20 protein-coding genes and 2 pseudogenes are annotated in these 19162 nt (G+C 67.0%); 15 read left to right on the forward strand and 7 right to left on the reverse strand.

The window, feature by feature from the left end; translation table 11 throughout:
• The first annotated feature begins 55 nt into the window (after positions 1-55).
• The 4 genes from THIX_RS06545 to THIX_RS06560 all read left to right on the forward strand — a co-directional run bounded on the left by THIX_RS06545 (position 56) and on the right by THIX_RS06560 (position 3626).
• Positions 56-277: a DUF3311 domain-containing protein gene (locus THIX_RS06545; RefSeq protein WP_112485584.1), complete on the forward strand. Its 222-nt coding sequence runs from the start codon at positions 56-58 to the stop codon at positions 275-277.
• Positions 278-282: 5 nt separating this feature from the next.
• Positions 283-1824: a monocarboxylate uptake permease MctP gene (gene mctP / locus THIX_RS06550; RefSeq protein ID WP_112485585.1), complete on the forward strand. Its 1542-nt coding sequence runs from the start codon at positions 283-285 to the stop codon at positions 1822-1824.
• A 139-nt stretch (positions 1825-1963) separates the two neighbouring features.
• Positions 1964-2362 (forward strand): MAPEG family protein, encoded by a 399-nt coding sequence (locus tag THIX_RS06555; protein ID WP_112485586.1) that lies wholly within the window; start codon positions 1964-1966, stop codon positions 2360-2362.
• A complete protein-coding gene (locus tag THIX_RS06560) occupies positions 2355-3626 on the forward strand; it encodes a CaiB/BaiF CoA-transferase family protein (protein ID WP_112485587.1) in 1272 nt (423 codons plus the stop codon). Before THIX_RS06555 ends, THIX_RS06560 begins: the two co-directional genes overlap by 8 nt.
• A gap of 18 nt (positions 3627-3644) precedes the next feature.
• On the opposite strand, the gene purD is transcribed toward THIX_RS06560, so the two are convergent.
• Positions 3645-4925 (reverse strand): phosphoribosylamine--glycine ligase, encoded by a 1281-nt coding sequence (gene purD / locus THIX_RS06565; RefSeq protein WP_112485588.1) that lies wholly within the window; start codon positions 4923-4925, stop codon positions 3645-3647.
• 42 nt (positions 4926-4967) lie between these two features.
• A complete protein-coding gene (locus tag THIX_RS06570; RefSeq protein ID WP_112485589.1) occupies positions 4968-5690 on the reverse strand; it encodes a YebC/PmpR family DNA-binding transcriptional regulator in 723 nt (240 codons plus the stop codon).
• Between the two features lie 104 nt (positions 5691-5794).
• On the opposite strand from THIX_RS06570, the pseudogene THIX_RS06575 reads away from it, so the two are divergent.
• The 8 genes and pseudogenes from THIX_RS06575 to THIX_RS24785 all read left to right on the forward strand — a co-directional run.
• Positions 5795-6115: pseudogene (locus THIX_RS06575) on the forward strand (helicase HerA-like domain-containing protein); the annotation flags it as partial.
• A 40-nt stretch (positions 6116-6155) separates the two neighbouring features.
• A complete protein-coding gene (locus tag THIX_RS24780) occupies positions 6156-6305 on the forward strand; it encodes a hypothetical protein (RefSeq protein ID WP_371412993.1) in 150 nt (49 codons plus the stop codon).
• Between the two features lie 128 nt (positions 6306-6433).
• Positions 6434-7813: an NAD(P)/FAD-dependent oxidoreductase gene (locus THIX_RS06580; RefSeq protein ID WP_112488212.1), complete on the forward strand. Its 1380-nt coding sequence runs from the start codon at positions 6434-6436 to the stop codon at positions 7811-7813.
• Positions 7813-8940, forward strand: a complete 1128-nt coding sequence (locus tag THIX_RS06585; RefSeq protein ID WP_112485590.1) for a Rid family hydrolase — start codon at positions 7813-7815, stop codon at positions 8938-8940. The genes THIX_RS06580 and THIX_RS06585 overlap by 1 nt, the downstream gene beginning before the upstream one ends.
• Positions 8934-9785 carry a MipA/OmpV family protein gene (locus THIX_RS06590; protein WP_112485591.1) on the forward strand — a complete coding sequence of 284 codons (852 nt, stop codon included), beginning with the start codon at positions 8934-8936 and terminating at the stop codon, positions 9783-9785. The genes THIX_RS06585 and THIX_RS06590 overlap by 7 nt, the downstream gene beginning before the upstream one ends.
• The gene (locus tag THIX_RS06595) at positions 9778-10638 is read left to right on the forward strand and encodes a 1-acyl-sn-glycerol-3-phosphate acyltransferase (protein WP_112485592.1); all 861 of its coding nucleotides are present in this window, start codon (positions 9778-9780) and stop codon (positions 10636-10638) included. Before THIX_RS06590 ends, THIX_RS06595 begins: the two co-directional genes overlap by 8 nt.
• The gene (locus THIX_RS06600; protein WP_112485593.1) at positions 10613-11419 is read left to right on the forward strand and encodes a glycosyltransferase family 2 protein; all 807 of its coding nucleotides are present in this window, start codon (positions 10613-10615) and stop codon (positions 11417-11419) included. Before THIX_RS06595 ends, THIX_RS06600 begins: the two co-directional genes overlap by 26 nt.
• 47 nt (positions 11420-11466) lie before the next feature.
• Positions 11467-11592: pseudogene (locus THIX_RS24785) on the forward strand (hypothetical protein); the annotation flags it as partial.
• A 144-nt stretch (positions 11593-11736) separates the two neighbouring features.
• On the opposite strand, the gene THIX_RS06610 reads toward THIX_RS24785, so the two are convergent.
• Genes THIX_RS06610 through THIX_RS06630 form a run of 5 tightly spaced genes read right to left on the reverse strand, consistent with a single transcriptional unit; the run spans position 11737 to position 16552 of the window.
• Positions 11737-13050, reverse strand: a complete 1314-nt coding sequence (locus tag THIX_RS06610; RefSeq protein WP_112485594.1) for a cation:proton antiporter — start codon at positions 13048-13050, stop codon at positions 11737-11739.
• Between the two features lie 22 nt (positions 13051-13072).
• The gene (gene fabG, locus THIX_RS06615; RefSeq protein WP_112485595.1) at positions 13073-13819 is read right to left on the reverse strand and encodes a 3-oxoacyl-ACP reductase FabG; all 747 of its coding nucleotides are present in this window, start codon (positions 13817-13819) and stop codon (positions 13073-13075) included.
• A complete protein-coding gene (locus tag THIX_RS06620; protein WP_112485596.1) occupies positions 13816-14433 on the reverse strand; it encodes a 3-hydroxylacyl-ACP dehydratase in 618 nt (205 codons plus the stop codon). Before THIX_RS06620 ends, fabG begins: the two co-directional genes overlap by 4 nt.
• The gene (locus THIX_RS06625) at positions 14427-15281 is read right to left on the reverse strand and encodes a beta-ketoacyl synthase chain length factor (RefSeq protein ID WP_233224433.1); all 855 of its coding nucleotides are present in this window, start codon (positions 15279-15281) and stop codon (positions 14427-14429) included. The genes THIX_RS06620 and THIX_RS06625 overlap by 7 nt, the downstream gene beginning before the upstream one ends.
• Positions 15278-16552: a beta-ketoacyl-[acyl-carrier-protein] synthase family protein gene (locus THIX_RS06630; protein WP_112485597.1), complete on the reverse strand. Its 1275-nt coding sequence runs from the start codon at positions 16550-16552 to the stop codon at positions 15278-15280. Before THIX_RS06630 ends, THIX_RS06625 begins: the two co-directional genes overlap by 4 nt.
• Before the next feature lie 512 nt (positions 16553-17064).
• On the opposite strand from THIX_RS06630, the gene THIX_RS24000 reads away from it, so the two are divergent.
• The 3 genes from THIX_RS24000 to fumC all read left to right on the forward strand — a co-directional run bounded on the left by THIX_RS24000 (position 17065) and on the right by fumC (position 19075).
• Entirely contained in the window at positions 17065-17322 is a 258-nt protein-coding gene (locus THIX_RS24000; protein ID WP_233224434.1) for a beta-1,3-glucanase family protein, read from the forward strand.
• 76 nt (positions 17323-17398) lie between these two features.
• Positions 17399-17563, forward strand: coding sequence for a hypothetical protein (locus THIX_RS24005; RefSeq protein ID WP_233224435.1), 165 nt, complete (start codon positions 17399-17401; stop codon positions 17561-17563).
• A gap of 102 nt (positions 17564-17665) precedes the next feature.
• Positions 17666-19075 carry a class II fumarate hydratase gene (fumC, locus tag THIX_RS06640; protein WP_112485598.1) on the forward strand — a complete coding sequence of 470 codons (1410 nt, stop codon included), beginning with the start codon at positions 17666-17668 and terminating at the stop codon, positions 19073-19075.
• The last annotated feature ends 87 nt before the right edge of the window (positions 19076-19162 follow it).

Consider the following 19162-nt stretch of genomic DNA (forward strand, 5'->3'; position numbering starts at 1 on the left):
GAAGCGCCAACCACCTGCGGAGATCCCGCAGCATTCAACTTTGGAGGCGACATTCATGTCCAAGCCCAACTCGGTGCGCAAGCTCGGGCCGCTGCAGGTCATCCTGCTGGCGATTCCCTGCATTGCCGTGCTCATCGTTCCCTATTTCAACGTGCTCGAACCGAGCCTCTTCGGCATTCCCTTCTTCTACTGGTGGCAACTGATGTGGGTGCCGCTGTCCGGTGTGTTCATCGCCATCGTCTACAAGATGGTCGTGCCTGCTGGTAGCGGAGACTGAACGCCATGAACATCGTCGCAACCGTCGTTTTCATCGGCCTGTTCCTGTTCATCACCGTGCTGGGCTTCGTCTCGGCGCACTGGCGCAAGGGTGATATGTCGCACCTGCACGAGTGGGGCCTGGGTGGGCGCCGCTTTGGCTCCTGGATCACCTGGTTCCTCATTGGCGGTGACTTGTACACCGCCTACACCTTCATCGCGGTGCCGGCCCTGGTGTTCGGCGCCGGCGCCCTGGGCTTCTTTGCGCTGCCCTACACCGTGCTGGTGTATCCGCTGGTGTTCGCCATCCTGCCCCGACTGTGGATGGTGGCGCGCAAGCACAACTACATCACCGCGTCGGACTTCATCGCCGGGCGTTACAACAGCCCGGGGCTGGCGCTGGCGATCGCCGTCACCGGCATCGTCGCCACCATGCCCTACATCGCGTTGCAACTGGTGGGTATCCAGGTGGTCATCGGCGGCCTGGGCTTCCCCGCCGGGCATGGATTGGTGAGCGAGCTGCCGCTGATCATCGCCTTCGTCATTCTGGCGGCGTTCACCTACACCAGCGGCCTGCGGGCGCCAGCGTCCATCGCCGTGGTGAAAGACCTGCTGGTCTATATCACGGTGATCGCGCTCATCGTCGTCGTGCCCATCAAGATGGGCGGCTTCGGCAACATCTTCGCCGCCATTCCGGCGAAAAAATTGCTGCTGCCCCCGATCAAGGACGGCAACACCGGGCTGATGTCGTTCTACGGCACCCTGGCTTTCGGCTCGGCGCTGGCGCTCATGCTCTACCCGCATGCCACCACCGCGGTGCTCGCCGCCAAGGGCCCCAACACCCTGCGGCGCAACTGGGTGTTCCTGCCCGCGTACTCCTTCGTGCTGGGGTTGATCGCCATGCTCGGTTATGTGGCCTATGCCTCCGGCATTGCCACGCTGCCTGACCTGGCACCGTACTTCAAACAGTACGGCCCGCAGTTCGCCATGCCCGGCCTGCTGCTGCATTACTTCCCGAGCTGGTTCGTCGGGGTGGGCTTCGCGGCTGTGGCCATTGGCGCGCTGGTGCCGGCGGCCATCATGTCCATCGCCGCGGCCAATCTGTTCACCCGCAACATCTACAAGCCTTTCATCAACCCGCAATGCTCGGCGCAGAAAGAAACCGACATGGCCAAGCTGGTGTCCCTGGTGGTCAAGTTCGGCGCCCTGCTGTTCATCATCTTCCTGCCCTTGACCTATGCCATTCAGCTGCAACTGCTGGGCGGCATCCTCATCCTGCAGACCTTCCCCGCCATCGTCTCCGGCATCTACACCCGCTGGTTCGATGCCAAGGCGCTGCTGCTGGGCTGGGCCGCTGGCCTGGCGTGGGGCATCTGGGCGGCCTCGCTCAACGGCTTCAAGACCTCGGGCTATGCGCTGCACATCGCCGGCATGGTGATTCCGGCCTACATCGGCCTGTATGCGCTGGTCGTGAATTTCGTCGTGGCCGTCGTCGCCACCATCGTCGTTCGGTTCTTGGGCATGGCCAACGACAAGGACGCGACGGTCGCGGCCGATTATGCGGGTTGACGGGACGCACAACCGCGCGTTCAACGACGTCGCCTGACGTCGCCGCAGCAGCACCAAGGGCCGGCCATGTCGGCCCTTGTTTTTTGCGCGCCATGCTCACGCATAATCAGTCTTCCCCGACGCCGCCCGACCCCATCCCATGCTGCTCACCGCCGCGCTTGTGCTCATCGCCGCGCAACTGCCCATCGTCGCTGCCGGCATTGCCAAATCCGGGACCTTCCGCGCCGGGACCAACCGCTACGACAACAACGAGCCGCGCGCCTGGCTCGAGAACCATCCGGACCCGCGCCGCAGGCGGGCCAACGCGGCGCAGGCCAACACCTTCGAAGCCTTGCCCTTCCTGTTTGCCGCCGCCTTGTTCGCGCTCTATGGCCATGCCGATCTGGCCGTGGTCAACGGCCTGCTCATGGCCTGGGTGGCGTTGCGCGCCGTCTACCTCTGGCTGTATGTGAACGATCGCGCCAGCCTGCGCTCCACGGTCTGGTTCCTCGCCGTACTGGTCAACGTCGCCCTCTTGTTCGCACCGTTCTATGGCTGATGCCGCAGCTTCCGCGCAGCCTGCTGCAGGGACCAGCCCGGGCCCGCTGGCCGGGCTGCGCGTCGTGGAACTCGGCAGCCTCATCGCCGGGCCTTTCGCCACCCGGCTGATGGCCGAGTTCGGCGCGGACGTGGTCAAGATCGAATCTCCCGCGCAAGGCGACGACCTCGGCGGCGACCAGCTGCGCACCTGGCGCAAGCTGCATGCTGGCACCTCGCTGTGGTGGGCGGCGCAGGCGCGCAACAAGCGCTGCATCACCGCCAACCTCAAGCACCCGCAGGGCCGCGACATCGTGCTGCGCTTGGCGGCGCAGGCCGATGTGCTGGTGGAGAACTTGCGCCCCGGCGCGCTGGAAAGACTCGGCCTCGGGTGGGACGAACTCAGTGCCGTCAACCCCAGCCTGGTGATGGTGCGCATCTCCGGCTTCGGCCAGACCGGGCCGATGCGCCAGCAGCCCGGTTTCGGCGCCATTGCCGAAGCCATGGGCGGCATGCGCTACCTCATCGGCGACCCCGACCGGCCGCCCATGCGCGCCAATTTGTCGCTGGGCGATTCCATCGCCGCTCTGCACGCCACCATGGGCGCGCTCATGGCCCTGCGCCACCGCGACGCCACCGGCGGGCGCTGGAACGGCAGCACCGGCGGCGCAGGCCAGGTGGTGGACGTGGCACTGACCGAGAGCGTGTTCAACCTGCTGGAAAGCACGCTGATGGAGTACAGCGCCGACGGCACCGTGCGCGAGCGCACGGGAACGAGCATTCCTGGCATCACGCCGTCCAACGTGTACCGCAGCCAGGGCGGCGAGTGGGTGCAGATATCAGGCAATGGCGACGCCATTTTCAAGCGCCTGATGCGCGCCATCGGCCGGGTCGACATGGCCGAAGATGCGGGCCTGGCCAGCAATCAGGGCCGCATGCAGCGCGTCGGCGAGATCGACGCCGCCATCCAGACCTGGGCCGGGCAGCACGCCGCCGAGGCCATCGTGCAGACCATGCGCGCCGCCGAGGTGCCCGCAAGCCGCATCTACAGCATCAAGGATATCGTTCAAGACCCGCAGTTCCAGGCGCGCGGCATGATCGAACACCACCACCTGGCCGACGGCACCCCCATCGACCTGCCTGCTCCGGCTCCGCGCTTCTCTCTCACACCGGGCGCGACACGCTGGCTGGGTCCGGCGCTGGGTGCGCACAACGATGGGGTCTTGCACGAGTTGGGTCTCACTGCAGCGGAAATCGCCGCTTTGCGAGATCAGGGCGTCATCTGAACCCGGCTTGGGGCGCGCTCAACGCTTGATCGCCCGCCAGCCGATGTCTTGCCGGAACTGCATGCCCTCGAAGGCGATCTGCCGCACGCCGACATAGGCGCGGGTTTGCGCCATGCGCACCGAGTCGCCCAGCGCGGTGACGGCCAGCACGCGGCCGCCGCTGGTGTGCAGTTTGCCCTCCTCCAGCCGGGTGCCGGCGTGGAAGACATGCAGATCGTCCGCGTGCTTGGGGATGCCGCTGATGGCGCCGCCCAGGCGCGGGGCTTCGGGGTAGCCGGGCGCGGCCATGACCACGGCCAGCGCGGTGCGCCGGTCCCACTGCAGTTCCATCTTGTCGAGCTTGCCGTCGATGGCGGCGTCGAACACGGTCACCAGATCGCTTTTCAGGCGCATCAGAATGGGCTGGGTTTCGGGGTCGCCCAGACGGCAGTTGAACTCCAGGGTCTTGGCGTGGCCTTGCGGGTCGATCATCAGCCCGGCGTAAAGAAAGCCGGTGTAGTCGTGCCCCTCGGCGGCCATGCCCTGCACCGTGGGCAGGATGATTTCGCGCATCACCCGCGCATGCACTTCGGGCGTCACCACCGGAGCCGGAGAGTACGCGCCCATGCCGCCGGTGTTGGGGCCGCGGTCCTCGTCCTGCAGGCGTTTGTGGTCCTGGCTGGAAGCCAGGGGAACGACGTTGCGTCCGTCCACCAGCACGATGAAGCTGGCTTCTTCGCCGTCGAGAAAATCCTCGATCACCACCCGCGCGCCGTCTTCGCCATGCTGCACGCCGTAGGTGTTGTGCTCCAGCATGTCGGCCACGGCGGCGTGCGCGTCGGCCAGGGTGAGGGCCACGACCACGCCCTTGCCGGCGGCCAGGCCGTCGGCTTTCACCACCAGCGGTGCGCCGTGGGTGTCGATGTAGGCATGCGCCTCGGCTGCGTCGCTGAAGGTACGGTGGGCCGCGGTGGGAATGCCGTGGCGCGCCATGAAGGCCTTGGCGAAAGCCTTGGAGCTCTCAAGCTGGGCCGCGCCCTGCGTCGGGCCGAAGATGCGCAGGCGGCGCATGCGGAAGTAGTCGACGATGCCAGCGGCCAGCGGCGCCTCGGGGCCCACCACGGTGAGGTGGATGTCTTCGGCGATGCAGAAATCGGCCAGTTGCTGCGGGTCGGTGATGGGCAGGTTTTCCACCCGCGTTTCCGTGGCCGTGCCGCCGTTGCCAGGCGCGACATACACCTTCTTGACGCGCGGCGATTGCGCCAGTTTCCAGGCCAGGGCATGTTCGCGCCCGCCCGAGCCGATGACCAGGATTTTCATGTGCGTGTTGGATGCAGGAGGCGTTGCCGGGCAGAAGGGCGTTCAGGGCAGCACGGCATTGTGGTCCACGCGCTGCACGTCGTCGAGGTCTTCGAGCGCGTCCACCAGCTTGTGCATGCGCTCGGCGTCGTCGCCGGCCAGTTCCACTTCCACGCTGGGCTTCATGCCGAGTTCGGCCAGTTCGGGCTTGAGCGCGGCGGCCTCGAAGGCCTTGCGCACCGCCTCGAAGTCGTGTGGATCGCAAATGACTTCGACGGAGCCGTCGTCCAGCGTGTTCACGTCCTCCGCACCGGCGTCGAGCGCGGCTTCCATCACCTTGTCCTCGCTCGTTCCCGGGGCGAACAGGAACTGGCCGCAATGCTTGAACTGGAACGCCACCGAGCCTTCGGTGCCCAGGTTGCCGCCAAGCTTGGACAGCGCATGCCGCACTTCGGCCACGGTGCGCACGCGATTGTCGGTCATGCAGTCGATGATCAGCGCCGCGCCACCGGGGCCGTAGCCCTCGTAGCGAATCTCCTCGTAATGCGCGCCATCCAGGTTGCCGGTGCCGCGGTCGACTGCGCGCCTGAGGTTGTCGGCCGGCATATTGGCTTCGCGCGCCTTGTCCATGGCCATGCGCAGGCGCGGGTTGGTGCCCACGTCGCCGCCGCCGAGCCTGGCGGCAACCGTCACTTCACGAATGATCTTGGTCCAGACCTTGCCGCGTTTTTCGTCCTGGCGGCCTTTGCGGTGCTGGATGTTGGCCCATTTGGAATGGCCGGCCATAGTGTTCGCTCCCGGCGCACGGCGCCTTTGGTTTTGTCATTGCCTTGGACTGAATCGTCCAACGTCGCCGGGCATTTTACGGCCCCTCATTGGCGAGATTCCCGATGTCCGATCCCATCCTCATCGCCCAGCACGGCAGCGTGCAATGCCAGCGGCTGCCACGCCTGGCCAATCGCCACGGCCTCATCACCGGCGCCACCGGCACCGGCAAGACCGTCAGCCTGCAGGTACTGGCCGAAGCGTTCTGGCGCATCGGCGCGCCCGTGTTCATGGTCGATGTGAAGGGCGACCTCACCGGCATTTCGCAGGCCGGAAGCTTGAGCCCAAAACTGGCCGAGCACCTGAAAAACTTGGGCTTGCCCGGGCCGGTTTCTGGTGCCAGTCCCGTGACCCTGTGGGACGTGTTCGGCGAGCAGGGCCACCCATTCGCGCCGCCAGAAGGCGGTGAAAACCGCGGCGGACACCATGCGCCCCAACCCCGGGCTGGACGTGGCGCAGGCGATGACCGAACTTGCGGTGGGCGGTGTGCTGGGCAGCCTGCTGCGCTCGGCGCCAGCCATCGGTGCGAGGGACTCGTGCAGCGTCGCCCCGAGGGCGAAAGCAGCTCGTGCCTGACTGGATTCTCTAAAATATTCGCTTTCGAAGTGGCCGCAGACTGCGAGCGGCAAATTCGGCGGGGTTTCTCTCCTGCCCACCTCCACGCGCAACTACCGACTGGTTTGATCCGTTCCTCAGAGGTTTCCATGGCGGCAGATACGCACGGCGCAGGCGCGGCACTGGCCACACAGGCCACGCTTGCCGCAAAGTCCACGCAGCAACGGGTTGACGTCCTCATCATCGGCGCGGGTCCGGGTGGGTCGACGGCGGCTGCGCTGCTGGCCGAGCGCGGGCTGCATGTGGCGCTGCTGGAGAAAGACCATCACCCGCGCTTTCACATCGGCGAGTCGCTGCTGCCGGCCAACCTGCCGCTGCTGGACAAGCTCGGCGTTGCGGCGCAAGTCAAAGCGATCGGCATGGAAAAATGGGGTGCCGAGTTCGTCTCGCCCTGGCACGCGCAACACACCCAGACCTACGAGTTCGCCGATGCCTGGGACAAGACCATGCCCATGGCCTATCAGGTGCGGCGCTCGGAGTTCGACCACATCCTGATCCGCAACGCTGCGCGCAAAGGCGCCGCCGTGATGGAAGGCTGCGCGGTGCGCGAGGTGCGGTTCCTGCCCGAAGCCGGGGGCGCCGTGGTCAGCGCCACGCACGATGACGGCACGCAGTCCAGCTGGGCCGCGCGCATGGTGATCGATGCGTCGGGCCGCGACACCTTTCTCGCCAGCCGTTTCAAGGCCAAGCACCGCGACCCCAAGCACAACAGCGCCGCCATGTTCGCCCATTTCACCGGCGTGCAGCGGCTGGGCGGCAAGGCGCAGGGCAACATCACCATCGTCTGGTTCGAGCATGGCTGGTTCTGGCTGATTCCGCTGGCCGATGGCGCCACCAGCATCGGCGCGGTGGTCTGGCCGTATTACCTCAAGACCCGCGACAAACCGCTCGACCAGTTCTTCGCCGACACCATCGCCATGTCGCCCGACCTGTCGGCGCGACTCAACGCCGCAACCCGCGTGACCGAGGTCGAAGCCACCGGCAATTTCTCCTACAGCAGCGACCGCACCCACGGCCCCAATTACCTGCTGATTGGCGATGCCTACGCTTTCATCGACCCGGTGTTTTCCTCCGGGGTGATGCTGGCCATGCAGGGCGGCTTCATGGCCGCCGACGCCGTGGAAACCTGCTTGCGCGAGCCGGCCATGGCGGCGCAGGCGCTGGCCCGCTTCGACCGTGGCATGCGCCATGGCCCGCGCCAGTTCTCCTGGTTCATCTACCGCGTCAACCACCCCACCATGCGCGACATGTTCATGGGCCCGAGCAATATCTGGCGCGTGAAGGAGGCGTTGCTGTCGGTGCTGGCTGGCGACATTTTCGGCACCACCCCCATCTGGGGTTCGGTGCGCCTGCTCAAGGGCATTTTCTACCTGGCTTCCTTGCGGCATCTGGCCCGGTCGTGGCGCGCCCGCGGGCTGCGCAAGCGGCAAATTCGGGTGGAATCCCTGCCCGGCGTCACGGGCGGGTGATGGTCGCCACATCTCCCTTGCAACTGCTGGTGTTGCCCGCCTCGCAACTCGCGGCGCAGCCCGCCGCCTGGCTGCGCAACGTGCTTGGCGTCGCCTGTTTCGGCAGCGCGTTGCCGCAGGCGCTGGCCGGACTCGATTTGCCGCTGGCGCAGGTGCAGGTGCAAGCGCTGCGGCAAGGCACAGCCTTGAGTGAAGTCTGGAGCGAAGTCTGGATCGCCGATGCGCCGTTGCGCGCCGGCGTGCATGGCCGGCTGCACTGGCGCTGCAACGAAGCGGTGCTGTTCGGCGTGCTGACGCTGGCGGTTGACGAGCCTGAAACGCAATATGCGCCGGAGGTTGACGCCAGCCTCCTGTGCGAGAGCGCCGCCAAGGCACTGCCCCCTCACACAAGCCGCCCGTCCTCCCCCTTGCGACGCACCACCGAGCTGGCCTACGACGAGCTGTTCGCCGCCATCGAGACGCTCGGTTTCCCCCACCTGCTGCGGGTGTGGAACCATATCCCCGACATCAACCGCGAAAGCGCCGGGCTGGAGCATTACCGCCAGTTCAACATCGGCCGGCAGGACGCCTTTCTCGCCCATGGTCGCCATGTCAGCGGCGCCAGCGTGCCCTCGGCCAGTGCGCTGGGGGCGGCGGGCGGCGCGCCGCTGGTGGTGTATTTCATCGCTGGCCGTCGGCCACCCGTCGCCATCGAAAACCCGCGCCAGCTCAGTGCCTATCACTACCCGGCCGATTACGGCCCGCGCGCGCCCACGTTTTCGCGCGCCAACCTGGCCTGCATCGCCGGCCAGTCGGCGCTGTTCATTTCCGGCACCGCCAGCATCGTCGGCCACCAGACGCTCCACCATGGCGACGTGGCGGAGCAGACGCGCGAAATTCTGCGCAACATCGAGGCCGTGCTGCGGCAAGCCGGCACCCAGGGTGGCAAAGGCTTGACGCTGCAAGACCTGCACTACAAAGTGTATGTGCGCCACGCCGCCGATCAACCCGCGATTCAAGCCGAGCTGCAACAGGTGGTGGACGACGAGGTGCGGGCGCTGTACCTGCAGGCGGACGTATGCCGTGTCGATCTACTGGTTGAAATCGAAGCCGTGGCGTTGCCCACGGCGCAGGAGTTTGCATGCTGAAGCGCCGCACCCTGGTTGCCCTTGCCTTGTCCGCTGCGGCGCTGCTGGCTGGCCTCGGGCCAGCCGCCGCCCAAGCGGTGCAAAAGCCGTTGTGGGAGGTCGGCCTTGGCTTTGGCGTCCTCAGCTTTCCCGACTATCCCGGCTCCGACCAGCAGCGCAGCTACATCTTGCCAACCCCGTACTTCGTCTATCGCGGCGAGATCTTCAAGGCCGGACGCAACGGTTTTCAGGCACGCTTGTTCGACACCGAGCGCGTCGATTCCTACCTCAGCCTGAGCGCATCGCCGCCGGTCAACAGCACCGACGACTACGCCCGCAGCGGCATGCCTGACCTCAAGCCCACGATCCAGTTCGGCCCCGCGCTCGATGTGCATCTCTGGCAGTCGGCGGCGCAGCGCATGCGCCTGGACTTTCGTGTGCCGCTGCGCACCGTCATCAGCGTGGCGTGGCATCCGCGCCAGGTGGGCTGGCTGTTCGCACCGGTGCTCAATCTCGACATGGCCGACGTTGCCGGGCTGAACGGCTGGAACCTCGGCGCACAGACCGGCCCGCTGTTCGCCGACCGCAGCTACAACCAGACGTATTACGGCGTGGCCCCGGCCTGCGCCACGGCCACACGCCCGGCCTATGCGGCATCGGGCGGCTACGCCGGCAGCCAGTTCACCCTGGCCTTGAGCAAGCGCTTCCCTGGATTCTGGGTGGGCGGGTTCGCCCGTTACGACAACCTGAGCGGCGCCGTTTTTGCCGACAGCCCGTTGTTGCGCCGCAGCCAGAATCTCTCGGCGGGCATTGGAATCGCGTGGATCCTGGGACAATCATCCCAAATGGTCGACAGCCATGAATGACGATGTGATCTCCCATGCTCCCGACGCTCCCGGCCGCCCACGCCAGGTGTGGGATGCGCTGCGGGTGTATTTCGGTCTGGGCCTGCTCGGCGTGGTGGGTCTGCTGTGGTCGCTGCTGGCCGTGCCGCTGTACTACCTGCTGCCGCGCCGGACCGGGCTGACGTTCGGCCGCTGGTTGATTCACACGGCGTTTCGCTGGTACTTGCGCACGCTCTCGGTCATCGGCGCCTGCCGCTTCGACTTGTCCGCGCTGGACGCCCTGCACGGCCAGCCGCCGATGATCGTCGCGCCCAACCATCCCTCGCTGATCGACGCCGTGCTGGTCATCTCCCGCCTGCCTGGCGTGGCCTGCATCATGAAAGCCGACATCCTCGACAACCCCTCGCTCGGCGCCGGCGCGCGCCTGGCGCGCTACATCCGCAACGACGCGCTGCGCAACATGATCCACCTCGCCGTGGCCGATCTGCACGCCGGCCATCACCTGCTGCTCTTCCCCGAAGGCACGCGCAGCACGGCGCGGCCCATCGGCCCGGTGCGCGGCAGCGTCGGGCTCATCGCCAAGCAGGCGCAAGTGCCGGTGCAAACCGTGTTCATCGAGACCGATTCGCCTTTCCTCACCAAGGGCTGGCCCCTGTTGCAGCGCCCGCTGCTGCCCATCACCTACCGCGTGCGGCTGGGCAAGCGTTTCGATCCGCCGCAGGACGTGCAGGCGTTCGCCGTCGCGATCGCGGCCTATTTTCAGGACGCACTGGCCGATGCCATGCTGCCGCGCCTCCTGCCGCAAGGCGGCGCCACCGCCACCGCCCCCCATTGCGCCGCCCCGACCGATGACCACGACTGCACCGACGTCTGATGCCCTTGTGGCACCGGGCGTTACGCAGCCGAGCGCCACCCACCTCGTCCTCATCCCCAGCTACAACCCCGGCCCCGCGGTCTATGCCACAGTCCAAGCCGCGCGCGCGCAGTGGGCGCCGGTGTGGGTGGTGGTGGACGGCAGCAGCGACGGCACCGCCGCAGGCCTGCAGGCCCTGGGCGCCGCCGACCCGCAATTGCGCGTGCTGCTGCTGCCGGAGAACCGCGGCAAAGGTGCCGCCGTGCTGTACGGCCTCGACGCCGCCGCCGCTGCCGGCTACACCCACGCCCTCACCATGGACTCCGACGGCCAGCATCCCGCCGAGCGCATTCCTGCCTTCATGTCGACCTCGCTGCAGCAGCCGCTGGCGATGGTGCTCGGCGTGCCCGTGTTCGACGCCAGCGCGCCCAAGCTGCGCGTGCAGGGGCGCAAGGTGTCCAACGCCTGGGCGAATCTCGAAACCCTGTGGGCCGGCATCGGCGACTCGCTCTATGGCTTTCGCGTCTATCCGATCGCGCCGCTGCGCGCGGTGATGCGCCGACAGCCTTGGATGCGCCGTTTCGACTTCGACCCCGAAGCCGTGGTGCGCCTGAGCTGGCGCGGCGTGCCGGCCGTCAATCTGCCCGCACCGGTGCGTTATCCGAGCGCCGCGGAGGGCGGCGTCTCGCACTTCAATTACCTGCGCGACAACATCCTGCTCACCTGGATGCACACCCGCCTGCTTCTCGGCTTCGTGCTGCGCCTGCCGTTGCTGCTTGCAAGACGCTTGCGCGCGCGTTGAACGGCTCCTCACGGCGTTCTCCATGCCAAGCCCCGCACGGCGCTGGATTGGGTGCCCATCATTCGCCAGGGCATTTCCTCGGCGGCCATGGATGCCCCCTGACCAAAACCCTGCACGCCACGCAATCCGAACTGGCGCCGGCCCTGGGCATTCCCGAGCGCAGGCTGGCCCGGCGCAAAAAAGAGGGCATGCTCGACAGCGAGGAAACGGCCAAGCTGGTGCGGCTCGCCCGCGTGATCGAACGCGCAGAGCAAGTTTTCGAGGGGCTGAGCGTGCAGACAGGGCGGGCCTGCAAGACTTGGCCTGGAAGGGGGCGCTCAGGCTTCCCGACTTGCGAGCGGCCTGCCAGCCCCGGCCGCAAGCGCATGCCCTGCGCGTGGCAGCCAGTGCCGCAGCAGCGGGGCGGTGATGACGGTGCTGAAAATCGCCATCAGCACCAGCATGGTGAACATCGGGCGTGAGATGGCGCCGAGGTCGTAGCCGACGTTGATGATGATGAGTTCCATCAAGGCGCGGGTGTTCATCAGCGCGCCCATCACGCCGGCTTGCGGGTGGTTCATGCCGCACGCGCGTGCGGCGAGATACGCGCCGCCGAACTTGCCCGCCGTGGCCAGCAGCACCAGCAGCGCGCACCAGCCCCACAGCGCGGCGCTGGAGAGGCCGCCGATGTCGGTGCGCAGGCCGGTGTAGGTGAAGAAGATCGGCAGGAAGAACACCAGCACGAAGGGATTGATCTGCGCTTTCCAGGCGCGCACGAAGCGGGCCTCGTCGTGCAGGATCACGCCCATGATGAAGCCGCCGAATATGGCGAAGATGCCGAGCTGATAGGTTGCCATGGCGGAGACGAACACCATCGCCAGTATGCCGCCCAGCAGGTTTGGCGGCAGGTCGTGTCCGCTGTTCTGGACATGGCGGATCAGGCGGCGCATCAGCGGCCGCAGCCCGACCATCCACAGCAGCATGAAGCCCAGCACCATCGCCACCTTCAGCGCGAACGCGAGCGGCTCGAAATGGCTCAAGGTGAGGGTGGTGACCAGGGCCAGCAGCAGCCAGCCGATCACGTCGTTGATCGCCGCCGCGCTGATGGCGATCACGCCCAGCGGCGTGCGCGTGAGTTCGAAGTCCATCAGGATGCGGCCGAGAATCGGCAGCGCGGTGATCGAGAACGCGGTGGCGACGAACAGCGCCGAGGCCAGATGCGGGGCCTGCGGCGACAGCGCCGGCGCGCTGATCCAGCCGAAGCCCAGGCCGAGGGCGAACGGTGCCGCCAGGCTGGCCACCGCCACCCACAGCACGGCGCGGCGGTTGTGCTTGTCGCCGAGGTGGTTGAAATCGAACTCCAGCCCGATCTGGAACATCAGCAGGATCAGCCCGAGCTGCGACAGGATCTGCAGTGGCGTGCCGGAGGCGGAATGGAACACGTAGCCAAACACCGACGGCGCCAGCAAACCCAGCAGGGACGGCCCGAGCAGGATGCCGACGATGATTTCGCCGACCGCCGCGGTCTGCTTCAGGCGCACCGCCACTTCACCGCCGATGCGCCCGGCCAGCACGATGATGGCAAGCTGCAGCAGGACGAAAAACAGCAGCGCTTCGGTGGCGTGGACGGACAGGTCTTGCGTGGCAGACATGGGGGCTATGGGTGCGGCCGCATCAGATCATGCCGCCGTTGATGGAAATGATCTGCCCGCTGATGTAGCCGGCCCGGGCGGAGGCGAGAAAGCCCACCAGATCGGCCACTTCCTCGGGCTGGCCGGCGCGCTTCATCGGCACCAGCTGGGCGATGGACGCAGGGTCGAACGCCCCCTCGCTCATCGCGGTGGCGATGATGCCGGGCGCCACCGCATTCACCGTGATGCCGCGACTGGCCACTTCCAGCGCCAGCGATTTGGTCGCCGCGTGCAGCGCGCCCTTGGCTGCCGCGTAATTCACCTGACCGCGATTGCCGGCGATGGCCGCGACCGAGGTGATGTTGATGACGCGCCCCCAGCGCGTGCGGATCATCGGCAGCATCAGCGGCTGGGTGACGTGGAAAAAGCCGTTGAGCGAAACGTCGATGACATGCTGCCACTGCGCCAGGCTCATGCCGGGAAACACCGCGTCGTCGTGCACCCCGGCGTTGTTCACCAGAACCTGCACCGGACCGTCGGCGAGCAGCGCCTCGACCGCCGCCGCGGTGGCGTCGGCATCGGTCAGATCGAAGGCCACGGCTTGCGCCGCATGGCCTTGTGCGCGCAACTCGGCGGCCAGGGTTTCGGCCCTGGCGAGGCCGGCGTTGGCGTGGACGATGACGGCATAACCGTCGGCCGCCAGACGCCGGCAGATGGCAGCGCCGATCTCGCCGCTGCCGCCGGTGACCAGGGCGCGGCGTGCGGGTGTGGCGTTGGGCGCGGTGTTCATGGCGGTGTGGATGCGAATGAAGTGGCAAGACTGGCGGCGTCCAGCACCACCGAGGCGCGGCCATCGAGCAGCAAGCGGTCGGCGGCCAGCACGCGAAACTGGTAGAGCAGCATCTGCGCGTCGCCTGACAGACGCTCGACGCGAACCTCCAGCGTAGCGGCGACGTCATCGATCCGAGCCACATGCAGTTGCACCGCGCGCAGGCTCACCAGCAAACCGCCGGGCCGCCCCAAGGTTTGCTGGCCCCCTTGGGGGGCGCGCAGCGTTTGCGCTGCGCCGGGGGTACTCACCAGCAAACCGCCGGGCCGCCCCAAGGTTTGCTGGCCCCCTTGGGGGGCGTTGCCGGGGCCAGGCATGCGGTCATGCTCAGCGACGAGCGCGCCATGCACCGCCATCGCCTGCGCCGCGTACTCGATGCCGCAGGCCGCGCCGAGGCGGTCGAACTGGCGCAGCGGGTTGCTGGCGTCGCGGTGGCTGGTGGCGCTGCACACGATGTGTTGTGCGTCCCAGCGCAGCACCGCATCCAGCAGGCACATGCTGCCTTGATGCGGGATGTGCGCCGCGATCCATGCATGATCGAGCGGGACATGCCCCAGGCGCGCAGGCTTCAGCATGGCGCGAGTTGCAGCGCGAGTTGCTGGCCGGGCAGATCGTCGAGCACGATGCGGGCGGCTTCGCGCCGGGCCAGTGCGCGCAGCAGCGGCAGCACGCGTGCGGCAGGAATCGCCAGGCGCAGCGCTTCGAGCGCGGCATCGTTCAAGATGTCCGCCGGCAGCTCGGTGAAGGGCGCGGTGGGGTCGAGGCTCAGCCGCGCCAGCGAGCGTGCGCCGGCTTGCGGCGCCAGCACCAGGGCGACGCCGAAGCTGTCGGGAATCGGCCGCACGTGGTGCAGCGGCTCGGGGTAAGGGGTGTCGTAGGCCAGCAGCAGCAGCGGCTGGCGCAGCAGCGCGACTTGCACCAAGGCTTCGAGCAGGCCGGCGGCGAAGCTGGCGTCGAAGGCGCACAGCACGGCGGACGGCGCCATCGCCCCGGTGGCGATGCCCCAGTAGCCCGAGGCGGCGTTGTGCACGGAGTTGTGAAAGCGCGTGGGCGAGAGCAGCCGGTCGCTGCCGGCCAGCGCGGCGCAGATCTCGTGGCAGTTGCGGCCGTCGCCGCCGGAGGAGGTGAACACGGTGGCCAGATCGGCCGGGTTCAAGCCGGCGTGGGCGACCGCTTCCAGCCCGCTGGCGAGGGTCAGTTTGATGACGGCCGTGGCGCGGCGGCGTTCGGCGGCGGGCAGGATTTGCGGCACCGGCAGCACGGTTTTTTGCGCGTCATACGGCACATCGCCACGCAGCACGGCCTGCGCCTGCGCCCAGTCGCTCAGCCCCGGGCCGAGCAGGCCGACGCCGTCGATGTGGGCGTCGAGTGCCTGGGCGACAGGCGGCGCGGCGCGTGGCGCGGTGGACATCAAGCTGCTCATCGCGCATCTCCCAGTGCATCTCCCCGCGCCAGCACCAGGCTGCAATTGGTGCCGCCGAAGCCGAAGGAATTGCTCAGCACGCGGCGCGGCGCGGCGGCGTTCGCTGCAGGCCGGCTTGCATGCAGCGTGCTTGCCGGGAGCAGGTAATCGAGCGGTGCGACAGCGGCAATCGCCGGGTCGAGCGCCGTGGTGCCAACGCCGGCCGGCATGAAGCCATGGCGCAGCGAAAGCAGGCAGAACACCGCCTCGACCCCGCCGGCCGCGCCCAGGGTGTGGCCGGTGGCGCCCTTGGTGGAACTGCAGGGCACGCCGGCGCCGAACAAGGCGCCGACCGCGCGGCCCTCGGCGGCATCGTTGCTCGGCGTGGCGGTGCCGTGCAGATTGATGTAGTCGATGTCGGCCGCTTGCAGCCCGGCCTGCTCCAGCGCCTGCTGCATGGCGATGCGGGCGCCGAGGCCGTCGGGATGCGGCGAGGACATGTGGTAGGCATCGCTCGACTCGCCCACGCCCAGCAGCAGCACGTCGTCAGCCGCCGGCGCCGCCGGTGCGCGTTCCAGCAGCACGAAGGCGCCGGCCTCGCCGAGGGACAAGCCGTTGCGCGCCGCGTCGAACGGGCGGCAGGCCGTGCTCGACAGCAGCTCCAGCGAGTTGAAGCCGTACAGCGTGGTCAGGCACAGGCTGTCCACGCCGCCCACCAGGGCGCAGTCGATCAGCCCGGCGGCGAACATGCGCTGCGCGCTGGCGAACACCTTGGCGCTGGACGAGCAGGCCGAAGACACCACGCTGCCCGGGCCGCGCAGGCCAAAGCGCGCGCGTACGTAGGCGCCGAGCGAAAAGGTGTTGTGGGTTTGCTCGTAGTGGAACGTGGGCGGCAGCGCGCCACTTGCATCGAGCACGCGATACGCCTGCTCGGTTTGCAGAATGCCCGAGGTGCTGGTGCCGAGGAACATGCCGATGCGCTGCGCGCCATGGCGCGCGATGGCCGCCTGCACCGCGTCGGCGAAGCCGTCCTGCTGCAAGGCGAGTTCGGCCAGGCGGTTGTTGCGGCAATCGAAATCGAGCAGCGGCTCGGGCAGGCGCACATCGTCCACCCCGGCGACCGCGCCGATCCAGGTCGGCAGATCGACGATGTCGAAGGCGCAAGGCGCCAGGCCGCTGCGCGTGGATTGCAGGGCTCGCAACTGGGCGTCGAGGCCAGCGCCGAGGCAGGTCGTGGCCGTGCTGTGGCTGAGCCGCAACTGCGGCAGGGGGAGTGCGGTGGGACTCGGCATGAAGGCTCAGTTGCAGTGTTGGTCGTATCGATAAAACTTGTTACCACTGTTTGAGCTTTGACTCTCGCGTAGCTTCATGTGCGGACGTTAGGATCTGTAAAACAAGGTATTTGACACGACCCAAAAGTAACAAAACACTCAGGGGGTTTCTCGAATGGGCAAACGCGGACTGAACAGGCGATCTTTCTTTTGGGCGTGGGGGCATCGAGCATTCTCGCCGCTTGTGGCGGGGGAGGTGGCGGCGGTTCTTCGGTTCCCATTTGCGGGGGCGGCGGCTCCAGTGGCAACCTCAACAGCTATTTCGACGCGACCATTCAGGGTTGGTACGCCACTTGGCAGAACACGCCATTGGTGACGAACGATTTGTCCACTGGGGTCCATAGCGGCCTCGTGCAAAATGGTGTGCTGAATTTCTACAGCGGAGCAACGCCAAGTGGGCCCGCGGCATTCCTTTCTACGACGTCTGGCAATGCGCCAATTCCCTAGTTACCGGCATCCCAGCAGCGAAGAACGTGCAAAAGATGATCGCAGCCGCGTTCAACCGCGGGGCGATGTCGAATTCACTCGACGATGCCACCTGTCAGAATGCCTCTGGAACGTTTTACAACAGCGGCCAAGTGTTCAATCCTTGGGCGCAGTTCTTTCACCAGGTCAGCAGCAACAGCCTGGCCTACGCCTTCCCCTACGACGATGTGTGCAACCAGAACCCCTCGATCGGCCTGACGGCCACTCAGTCGGTGGCGGTGACACTGGGCAAGTTCTTCAGTTGAGCTGGTGTTGGCGAACAAGTGGTGGTTGCAGCAAGGTCAGCAAGTGACACCCCCCGCTTCATGCTGGACATGGGCGATGCGCACCTGGCCGGCGATTCTCGGGTTCGCATTGGGCTGCGGCCTCGGGGCCGCGTGCGAGGCGGCCTTCGGCCTTCTGGCACTGGCGCTGCCCACGGGCCTTGCCCTGCTGGCCTGTGCATGGGGCGCGACCTCACGGCCGCCTGAACGCCTGCAAGCGTGAGGCATGCCGGTTTGGAAGCTCAGCGTCGCAGCTCCGCGGCCTGGCATTGGCCGAGGTCCCGAATGATTGAATTCATCGAAAGAACGGTTCACAGGAGAAAACATGTCGGACGTACGTCAGGAATCGGACAGCTTGGGGGTGGTCGAGGTGCCGGCGGATCGGCTCTGGGGGGCGCAGACCCAGCGCTCGCTGCAGTACTTCAGCATCGGCACGGATCTGATTCCGCGCGAGATGATCACGGCCTACGCCACGCTCAAGAAAGGCGCGGCAGCCGCCAACCTTGCGGGCGGGCGCCTCGGTGCGCCGGCATACAAGCTGATCGTGCAGGTCTGCGACGAGATTCTTGCCGGGCAGCATCACGACATGTTCCCGCTGCACGTCTGGATGACGGGCAGCGGCACGCAGTTCAACATGAACGTGAACGAGGTGATCTCGAACCGCTGCTGCCAGCTCGCCGGAACGCCGCTCGGCAGCAAGGCGCCGGTGCATCCCAACGACCACGTCAACATGGCGCAGTCATCCAACGACTCGTTTCCGTCCGCGATGTACATCGCCACCGCCGTCAATGCGACACAGCGGCTGATTCCCGCGGTGCAGGCGCTGCGCGACGCCATCGCCGCGAAGGCCGAGGACTGGAAAGACATCGTCAAGATCGGGCGCACCCATATGCAGGATGCCACGCCCCTGACGCTGGGCCAGGAGTGGTCCGGCTACGCGGGCATGCTGGCCGACAACATCGACCGGCTCGACGCGGCGCTGGGGGGCGTCTATCAACTCGCGCTGGGCGGCACGGCCGTGGGTACGGGCATCAACTCGGCACCGGGGTTCGCGGAAAGCGCCGCGGCCGAAATCGCACGGCTGACCGGGCTGCCCTTCGTCAGCGCGCCCAACAAGTTCACCGTGCAGGGCGCGCATGACGCGCTCGTGCAGTTCTCGGGCACGATGCGCACGCTGGCCGCCTCGCTCTACAAGATCGGCAACGACATTCGGCTGATGTCCTGCGGCCCGCGGGCCGGTTTTGCCGAACTGATGATTCCCGAGAACGAACCCGGTTCGTCCATCATGCCGGGCAAGGTCAACCCGACCCAGGCCGAGGCCCTGACGATGCTCGCGGTGCAGGTGATGGCCAACGACGTGGCGGTCGGCTTCGGCGGCGCCAGCGGCTATCTGGAGATGAATGTCTACAAGCCGCTGATCATCTTCAACATCATGCACTCGATCACGATCCTGAGCGATGGCTGCACGAATTTCCGCAAGTTCCTCGTCGAGGGAACGCAGCCCAACCGGAAAAAGATTGCCGAGTACGTGGAGCGCTCACTGATGCTGGTGACCGCGCTCGCGCCGGTGCTCGGTTACGACAAGGCGTCCAGGATCGCCCACCACGCGGAGGATCACGACCTGACGCTGAAGGCGGCCGCGCTCCAGCTGGGCTATGTGACTGCGGCCGAATTCGACCGCATCGTCGACCCGGCCAAGATGGTCAGGCCCTACGTCGCAGCCGCACAGGCATGACGCTTTGGCCTCTCGGGCCGCATCGCCAGCTTTCTTGTCTTCATTCCATCAACCTCAGGGGATTTTGCTGATCGACACGACCAAACG

Source organism: Thiomonas sp. X19, from assembly GCF_900089495.1.
Classification (GTDB): domain Bacteria; phylum Pseudomonadota; class Gammaproteobacteria; order Burkholderiales; family Burkholderiaceae_C; genus Thiomonas_A.

Bases quoted from the DNA above. Each gene is read 5' to 3' on its own strand.
- THIX_RS06545 (WP_112485584.1), top strand. From the start codon at position 56: ATGTCCAAGCCCAACTCGGTGCGCAAGCTCGGGCCGCTGCAGGTCATC.
- mctP (WP_112485585.1), top strand. From the start codon at position 283: ATGAACATCGTCGCAACCGTCGTTTTCATCGGCCTGTTCCTGTTCATC.
- THIX_RS06555 (WP_112485586.1), top strand. From the start codon at position 1,964: ATGCTGCTCACCGCCGCGCTTGTGCTCATCGCCGCGCAACTGCCCATC.
- THIX_RS06560 (WP_112485587.1), top strand. From the start codon at position 2,355: ATGGCTGATGCCGCAGCTTCCGCGCAGCCTGCTGCAGGGACCAGCCCG.
- purD (WP_112485588.1), bottom strand. From the start codon at position 4,925: ATGAAAATCCTGGTCATCGGCTCGGGCGGGCGCGAACATGCCCTGGCC.
- THIX_RS06570 (WP_112485589.1), bottom strand. From the start codon at position 5,690: ATGGCCGGCCATTCCAAATGGGCCAACATCCAGCACCGCAAAGGCCGC.
- THIX_RS24780 (WP_371412993.1), top strand. From the start codon at position 6,156: ATGCGCCCCAACCCCGGGCTGGACGTGGCGCAGGCGATGACCGAACTT.
- THIX_RS06580 (WP_112488212.1), top strand. From the start codon at position 6,434: ATGGCGGCAGATACGCACGGCGCAGGCGCGGCACTGGCCACACAGGCC.
- THIX_RS06585 (WP_112485590.1), top strand. From the start codon at position 7,813: ATGGTCGCCACATCTCCCTTGCAACTGCTGGTGTTGCCCGCCTCGCAA.
- THIX_RS06590 (WP_112485591.1), top strand. From the start codon at position 8,934: ATGCTGAAGCGCCGCACCCTGGTTGCCCTTGCCTTGTCCGCTGCGGCG.
- THIX_RS06595 (WP_112485592.1), top strand. From the start codon at position 9,778: ATGAATGACGATGTGATCTCCCATGCTCCCGACGCTCCCGGCCGCCCA.
- THIX_RS06600 (WP_112485593.1), top strand. From the start codon at position 10,613: ATGACCACGACTGCACCGACGTCTGATGCCCTTGTGGCACCGGGCGTT.
- THIX_RS06610 (WP_112485594.1), bottom strand. From the start codon at position 13,050: ATGTCTGCCACGCAAGACCTGTCCGTCCACGCCACCGAAGCGCTGCTG.
- fabG (WP_112485595.1), bottom strand. From the start codon at position 13,819: ATGAACACCGCGCCCAACGCCACACCCGCACGCCGCGCCCTGGTCACC.
- THIX_RS06620 (WP_112485596.1), bottom strand. From the start codon at position 14,433: ATGCTGAAGCCTGCGCGCCTGGGGCATGTCCCGCTCGATCATGCATGG.
- THIX_RS06625 (WP_233224433.1), bottom strand. From the start codon at position 15,281: ATGAGCAGCTTGATGTCCACCGCGCCACGCGCCGCGCCGCCTGTCGCC.
- THIX_RS06630 (WP_112485597.1), bottom strand. From the start codon at position 16,552: ATGCCGAGTCCCACCGCACTCCCCCTGCCGCAGTTGCGGCTCAGCCAC.
- THIX_RS24005 (WP_233224435.1), top strand. From the start codon at position 17,399: ATGCGCACCTGGCCGGCGATTCTCGGGTTCGCATTGGGCTGCGGCCTC.
- fumC (WP_112485598.1), top strand. From the start codon at position 17,666: ATGTCGGACGTACGTCAGGAATCGGACAGCTTGGGGGTGGTCGAGGTG.